The 7,317-nt window shown below is 60.3% G+C and carries 5 protein-coding genes and 1 pseudogene; 3 read left to right on the top strand and 3 right to left on the bottom strand.

The features are described 5' to 3' along the window. Nucleotides 1–1,340: 1,340 nt before the first annotated feature. Entirely contained in the window at nt 1,341–2,045 is a 705-nt protein-coding gene (locus tag ABH939_RS31520; RefSeq protein WP_032364248.1) for a TetR/AcrR family transcriptional regulator, read from the bottom strand. A gap of 203 nt (nt 2,046–2,248) precedes the next feature. Here ABH939_RS31520 and ABH939_RS31515 point away from each other — a divergent pair, with 203 nt between their 5' ends. Next, nucleotides 2,249–3,733, top strand: a complete 1,485-nt coding sequence (locus ABH939_RS31515; RefSeq protein WP_404650669.1) for an MFS transporter — start codon at nt 2,249–2,251, stop codon at nt 3,731–3,733. A gap of 16 nt (nt 3,734–3,749) precedes the next feature. Here ABH939_RS31515 and ABH939_RS31510 read toward each other — a convergent pair whose 3' ends face one another. Next, nucleotides 3,750–4,304: a PaaI family thioesterase gene (locus tag ABH939_RS31510; RefSeq protein WP_404650667.1), complete on the bottom strand. Its 555-nt coding sequence runs from the start codon at nt 4,302–4,304 to the stop codon at nt 3,750–3,752. 180 nt (nt 4,305–4,484) lie between these two features. Between ABH939_RS31510 and ABH939_RS31505 the strand changes: the two are divergent. Then, nucleotides 4,485–4,760, top strand: a pseudogene (locus tag ABH939_RS31505) (transposase); the annotation flags it as partial. Nucleotides 4,761–4,815: 55 nt separating this feature from the next. Further along, a complete protein-coding gene (locus tag ABH939_RS31500; RefSeq protein ID WP_016895511.1) occupies nt 4,816–5,427 on the top strand; it encodes a TetR/AcrR family transcriptional regulator in 612 nt (203 codons plus the stop codon). A 456-nt stretch (nt 5,428–5,883) separates the two neighbouring features. On the opposite strand, the gene ABH939_RS31495 is transcribed toward ABH939_RS31500, so the two are convergent. Then, on the bottom strand, nt 5,884–7,281 hold the full coding sequence (locus ABH939_RS31495) for an aldehyde dehydrogenase family protein (protein WP_016895512.1): 1,398 nt from the start codon (nt 7,279–7,281) through the stop codon (nt 5,884–5,886). Nucleotides 7,282–7,317 lie beyond the last annotated feature (36 nt).

The following is a 7,317-nucleotide window of genomic DNA, read 5'->3' as shown; positions in this document are numbered from 1 at the left end:
GGGGAAAAACAACTGGCCGCCACCGGGGAGAACCCGTGGCCACCAGCGGGGAGAACTACTGGCCGCCTACGGGGAGAACTTCGTGGCCATTGACAATCAGTTGAGCTCCACTGCAAAGACTCCAACAATCGGTCTTCGAAGGAGGCGCCGCTATACCGCTGATGGATGGGACTTGTGTACTGCCGCCAACGTGAAGGGTGCCGCGTTCCAGTACCAACATGGATAGCCCCATCATGTCCGCTATCTATCATCCCTACGAGTGCGGAATTGATCATGCCCGCCCAGTGACCTTTCTTCCACCCAGCTGGTGCACCCGCTCCCCAAGCCGCAAGGGTGACATCCGCAGAACCCGACGCGGATCGAATTCTCGTTTTTAACTCTTCGTGATCAAGCAAGCCAGAAAGGTGACGCAGTTCTTCTGTCGACCGAGTTGGAATCTCAATTATGTTGCTGATCAACACTTCCTTGGCCCCCAGAACCTCTTTCAATGATTGCAAGTTACGCCAGGAGGTCGTCAGCGAGGACTGCTTCAAGGGCGGGTTGCACAAGATCGCGAGGATCTGAGCACCTTGGCAACGTTTGATAAATTCTTGCATCATTCTATTTTGAACGATCACACCACTGAAGTGGTAAACCGATCGCGAACTAACCTTCGACATGAGCACTCGAGGTTTGGTCTCAATTTTGCTTTGCCGTAGATTGGAGACGAATACCCGACGACTATGCCGTCGCCAAGAATGAGGGCCTGCTCAAAGCCTCAATGCGCGGCCACTCAGGTATCAAAACCGTAGTTTCTATCCGCCTTCAGGGGAAGATTTCGTAACGGCTTTACCAGACAATCACGGGACACTTTCAGCTGCTTGGTCGATCGAATGGGACTGACTCCCCTCGCCAAATATCAAGTTCCTGTTATCTGCAGTATCCGATATTTCACGACACCCCTGTTGTAGCCTCGCAGGCCACCAACCCCACCGGCGGCCTCAAGCGCGCCCGTGGCGGGTTGGGCAGCCGATCGGTCCCGATTTTCGACGTCGCCGAGCCATGTTTCATAAATGCTCGTATTTGAAACATCGAAGACAATTTTCTGTGAGCTGGTCGAAGATCTGTTCCGAAACTCGTGTCCAAAACCGATGATTCAATATGTAGCCTGTCGGTGAGTTCTGGAACACTGCTGCCTCATGGGTGAACTTTTGGGCTGTCAGTTTCAGAAGACGGCTGCACGATGTCAGAAGTGCACTGCAGTGCAACTCCGAGTTCTCGAGCACACGTCCGGCCTTATCCAGTGAGCGCTGCGATCCCTGACTGGATAGCGCATTGATGGTGAAATTTCCCATCAAGTTTTACTGGCCGTCGGTGAGCTGCGGGTCTAGCGCCGCGGCCGGCCATGGACGGCTGTTGTCGCGCGAAGTGCTCGATCGGACACTTGCGGCATGGGCGGCGAGAAAGTTGTCGACGATTTGGATGCAGTCGTCGGCGTGGATGTGGCGCAGTCCTGTGAGGCGAGCGAACACTATCGGTCCGAGGAGCTGAATGAGGGCGAAGGTGGTGTCGATCTCGCCGAGCACAGCGCGAGCGTCAGGCGCCGTCAGGATCTGATCCAGGGACCTGCGGTATTGCTCTATGACACGGGCCCGAAGCGAGACCACCGCGCCAGGATCGAGATCGCGCCGGCTGGCGTCGCCGCTGTTGACGGGCCCCATTGCCAGCCAGGCCAGCGTGGTCATCTGCACCGGAGCTTGGTCGATGAGGTCGGCTTGGGTGGTGAGCAACGAAATCAGACGTTCACGTAGCGGACCGGTATCGATATCGGTGTCGACTGGGGGTAATAGTCGCTCGAAGGTTGCAGCGAGCAGGTCAGTGGTACTTCCGAAATGTCGGTACAGAGTGGCACGTGCAACCTTCGACATGCGGGTGACCGCCTCCACGGTGACCGCCTCCACACCGCCGGTGGACAGCAGCTGACCGGCCGCTTCGAGTAACCGGTTACGTGAGCGCGCCAGCCGGGGGTCGGCCGAGCCCTCGGTTGCAACGAGAGGGTCGACCATGAACGGGCTCCGCTCCATTTGACTGACAAGACATGTCCTCGATTGATCATTCTGTCACACCCGCTGAGTTGTGATACTAATAGTCTCGTACCGAGACGATCAGTCTCGAACTGAGAGGCTGGCCGTTGAACGAACGTAGATCCGACTCTGCCAGCGTCGCTCGATGGAGCGGTGCCCAGTGGTGGATGTTGATTGTGTCGTGCATGGCAGTCGCGTTGGTGGTGGCCGCAATGGCGGCATTGTATTCAGCGTTGCCACAGATCGCGGTCGCGACAGGGGCGACGCAAGCCCAACTGACCTGGATAGTCGACGGTTACACGTTGGTATTGGCGTGCTTCGTGCTGCCTGCCGGTGCGATCGGTGACCGGTACGGTCGCCGGGGGGTGCTCGTGGCGGGGTTGGCGTTGTTCGCTTTCGCGTCGGCATTGCCCTTGTTTCTCGCCGACCCGGCGTGGCTGATCGCTGCTCGCGCGTTGGCTGGGGCGGGTGCGGCGCTGGTCATGCCCTCGACGCTGTCGATACTGACCGCGGGATTTCCACCGGCGCATCGCGGTCGCGCTGTAGGTGTGTGGGCCGGGGTTGCTGGATCCGGGGCGGTCCTGGGCATCCTCGGAGCTGGTGTGCTACTCGAGCAGTGGTCGTGGACCTCGGTGTTCGTCGGGTTGACCGTCGCCGGAACAGTCCTGGCCGGGTTGGCATGCAGTATCGCGGAGTCCCGCCAGCAGGAGCATCCACCGGTCGATTGGGTGGGCGCTGTGACCGTAGTTGTCGCAGTCGGGGCGATCGTCTTCGCTGTGATCGAGGTTCCGGCCCGTGGCTGGTCGGATTCGCTCGTCGCCGTCAGCACTGCGGTGGGCTTGTTCGCGGTTGTGGTGTTCGTCGTCGTAGAACTACGTTCCTCGGCACCGCTACTCGATGTCCGGTTGTTCGCCCGCCGTGGTTTCGGTGCCGGCGCGCTGTCTGTCTGTATCCAATTTTTGGTGACCTTCGGGGTGTTCTTGCTGTTGGTGCAGTATCTGCAGTTGATTCTCGGTTATGGACCGCTCACCGCCGCGTTGGCGTTGACCCCTATGGTCGTGCCGCTCATCGTGATCTCGGTGATTGCACCCTGGCTGTCGAACATTGTTGGGCTGCGGGTGATGACCACTGTAGGTCTGCTCACCATCGCGGCGGGACTGGTGATGGTGAGCAGACTGACCGTCGCGGCGACCTACCCTGACCTGCTGTGGCCCTTGCTCATCATGAGCGCAGGTTTGGGGTTGTGTACCGCCCCTGCGACTTTCGCCATCGTCTCGGACACTCCTGAGGCCAAGCACGGGGTGGCTGCCGCGGTCAACGACGCAGCTCGCGAAATCGGTGCCGCGATTGGGATTGCGGTAGCCGGTAGCGTGCTCGCGGCCGGTTACGTTCAGCACATTCAGCCGGCTCTGCCCCAGCTACCCGAGCCTGCCCGTGGTCCGGTGGCCGATTCTCTGGCCGCCGCATTGCAGGTCGCCGACCGCGCAGGACCAGCTGGCCAGCCGCTGGCCGAGTTCGCCAAAGCCGCATTCGTACACGGAAGTGGTCAGGCGACACTGGCGTTGGCGGCCCTGACCGCCGCTGGGGCACTCGTCCTCGCCGTCTTTGCGCCAGGTAGACGCAGCAGACGCAGCCGTACGACAGCCACCGCGGGTGATGGACGTCGGTGAAGGTCGGCCAGGGTGTCTATTGTTCGGTGTGATTCGTGTCTGTGGCCCGGAGTTGAGCTCGGGCTTGGGACTGCATGAAGTGTTCGACCTCGACCACCACGAACAGGGCAGTAGCGGTGGCTACCGAGCGGCCCTGCGCATCGTCCATCGTGGCCGTGAGATCCAGTTTGCGCCCATCACGAGACCGAACGGCAGCACGCAACACGTAGGGAGTGCCGAGCAGAACCGGCGCTAGATAGTCGAGCTCGAGACGCCGCGTCACGGCGAGCTCACCCACTGTGTAGAGCAGGAAGCCGAACAGATCGTCGAGAACGGTCGCCACCGCGCCGCCGTGTGCTATCCCGGGTGCCCCGACATGACGTTGATCGAACACATGGTGAGCCACCACGCCGTTCTCGTCACGCTGGACCGACAGGGCGTGGCCGTGCGGGTTCTGCGGCCCACAACCAAGACAGTCGGGGTGGTGGGGCGGCAGATCAGGCGAATCGAAACTCGTGCTCCAGAACGAGCGCACCCAGTTCTCGATAGTGGGGCCGGCCGACCCGCTGACCTCGTCCGGAATTCTCTTCATGGTCGGACCTCTCTGTCGTGAAAAAACTGTGCCGAGTCTGTCGCGTCTTCGCGCGCTCGGCCTGCACCGCTGTCAGTTTCAAAAGAACAAACTGCACTATGTCAGAATTCAACTGCACTAAAGGATCGACCAAGCCGACATAGCTTAAAGAGAGAAGTGATCTGCCGCGAGGATTTCGGCGCACTCTTGGCGCTGATCGCGGAGTTGAACCGTCAGATCGGCGACCTCGAAGCCGAACTGACCCGCCATTTTGAAACACACCCGGACGCGGACACGCAACGCCGCCATCTACCTCTCCCCGCCAGGAATCGGTGTCATCCTCGCCGCCCGTGGCTCGGTGAATTCAGCGACGACGTCGACCGCTACACCAACGCCAAGTCTCGCAAGAATTACTCCGGTACGTCACCCCTGACAGTTGCGTCGGGCAAGAAGCGGGTTTCTATGCGCTCGCATATACTGACTGCGCAGATGGATACCTGTCAACCTCAAACGATCGAGAGGCAACCGTGCGATGAGCACACCCGCGCAAGCTGTCGCATGTGAGGTAGGCACGTCAAAAGCCGCCGCCCGCATACGGACTGCGGCTATCGAAGTCTTCGCAGCCAAGGGATATGGGGCGAGCACCACTCGGGAAATCGCAGCCAGTCTGGACCTGAGTCCTGGAGCCGTATACCCCCACTACAAGACCAAAGAATCGCTACTGTTCGCCATCAGCTTGGAAGGCCATAACGCCGCACTCGCCACCGTCATGCACGCCGACCAGCCGATCGCGCCGCCCGCTCTGAGGCTGGCGGCCACCGTAACTGCGTACGTGAAGTGGCACGCCGACAACCACGCACTCGCGAGAGTCGTGCAACACGAACTACGTTCGCTCTCACACGAGCACTTCAACGCAATCGCAGACATCAGACGGACCACGTCACGGGTATTCACACGAATCATCGAAGCCGGCGATGCGTCAGGAGACTTCCAAACAATCGACGTCGAGGCCGCCACACTAGCCATCACGTCTCTCGGCGTCGACGTCAGCCGATGGTTCCCCTCGAATACGTACTCCGAGCCCGACATCATCGCAACACGCTACGTCGAACTGGCACTCCGAATGGTCGGTGCGAACGACTGACTCCCGGCCGCAGACGGCAGCGCCCGGCAGAAAGGTGCCGCGATCATCGAAGCACTCTTCTTCACGACAACAGACAATTACCTTGGGCCGTCGCCCATCCCGCTCGCATACCGGGTTTACGTCGACGAGTACGAGGGTGCTCGGTCAAGCCAAGTTTCGTCGGCGCTGCCACTGTGCATGCCGGCGCGTTAGGGACGCCAGGTATCGACTGCGAAAAGTGGGATGCGACGACAGCCAACCCTGTTTTTTGGCGTTCACCCTTTCTTTCGTGGGTAACTTCCTTTGGTGCACGCCCATCCGGGCGGAGCGAGATCACCGTCCTTCCCAGGCCACTGATACCGAGATCGCAGCGGGTCCTGACCAGCGGCGCCGGTCCGACTGTGACCTTGGCGCTGCTAATCAGGACCCGCGTGAACCAACATATGGTGAGTCGGCACGAAACGGATCTCGTTCGATTCAGGAAATGCCGTATGTCTTGATGTTGGCGAACTGGTCCATGCCGGATGCGCCCAACTCGCGGCCTACTCCGGAGCGCTTGGTTCCACCGAACGGGATCTCGGCAGGCGCGCCGAGGAAATTGTTGATTCCCACCATTCCGGTGTCGAGTTGCTGCGCCACATCGCGTGCAGCGTTGGAATCTCCGAACACCGTACCGCCTAATCCATATGCAGATTCGTTTGCGAGCTTGACCGCGGCAGCAGCATCGGCGACGCGGTAGATCATGCCGAGCGGACCGAATGCCTCTTCGGAAAAGATCCTCATATCGGGGGTGATGTCCGTGAGTACCGCCGGGGTGAAGAACGCGCCCGGCCCATCGACGCGCCCGCCAGGAACGAGGACGGTTGCACCCTTGTCGACTGCGTCACGATACTGCGCCTCGAGGGTGTCGGCCGCCACCGAACTCGACAGTGGTCCAACGGTTGTAGCGGGGTCGAATGGGTCACCGAGTGTATTGGCGGCGAAGGTGGCAACATAGCGAGCGATGAAGTCGTCTGCGACGGCATCGGTCACGATCACCCGCTTCGGGGCATTGCAGAACTGACCGCCGAGGAACAACCGCAGTCCCGCCGCCGTGTCCGCAGCGGCCTCGACATCGGCGGACTCGAGCACGATGAACGCATCGGATCCGCCGAGTTCGAGTACAACCGGTTTGATGTGACGTGAAGCCTGCTCTCCGACAGCGGATCCGGCGCGATCAGATCCTGTCAAGGTGACTGCGCGAACGCGGTCGTCGGCGATGTACGCGGAAACCTGGGTGGTCGACACAAGTGCGGTCTGGTACACATTGGCCGGAAAGCCCGCTTCTGCGAAGAGGTGATCGAAGAACAGCGTCGAACCAGCACAGATTTCGGATGGTTTGAGCAGAACCGTGTTGCCCAACATCAGGTTCGGCGCTGTTGCGCGCATTGCCTGATACATCGGAACATTCCATGGTTCGATGCCGAGAACCACCCCGACTGGTTCCCGGCGTGTAATCGCCCGAGTGAAACCGGCGATCTCGGTCTCGACGTCGGCGAGCAATTTCTCACCGTTGTCTGCGTAGTACCGAAAAGTCGACGTGACCATGTCCATCTCCGCCACCGACTGAGCCAACGGCTTGCCCATCTCCGTCGTCACGAGCGCGGCCAGTTCGTCCACGTTCGCTTCCAGCAGTTCGATGAATTTCCGAAACAGACGCACTCGCTCGGCAATCGGAGTCCGACGCCACGTCTGGTACGCCGCATGCGCGCGAATCAATAGGGCATCGGCGTCGGCGTCGGTCAGTGGCGGGTACTCCCGAACCACTTCGCCGGTCGCCGGATTAGTTGTTCGGTATGTACGCGTCGATGGATCTGTGGCTGTCGGTACGGACATGATTGAGCTCCTCGATCTCGAGTGTTCGAAGGTGTG

The sequence above is a fragment of the Rhodococcus sp. 27YEA6 genome (genome assembly GCF_044908235.1).
Lineage (GTDB): Bacteria > Actinomycetota > Actinomycetes > Mycobacteriales > Mycobacteriaceae > Rhodococcus_F > Rhodococcus_F qingshengii.
Note: the sequence above shows the minus strand (reverse complement) of the source record. Positions and strands in the feature narration are given on the sequence as shown.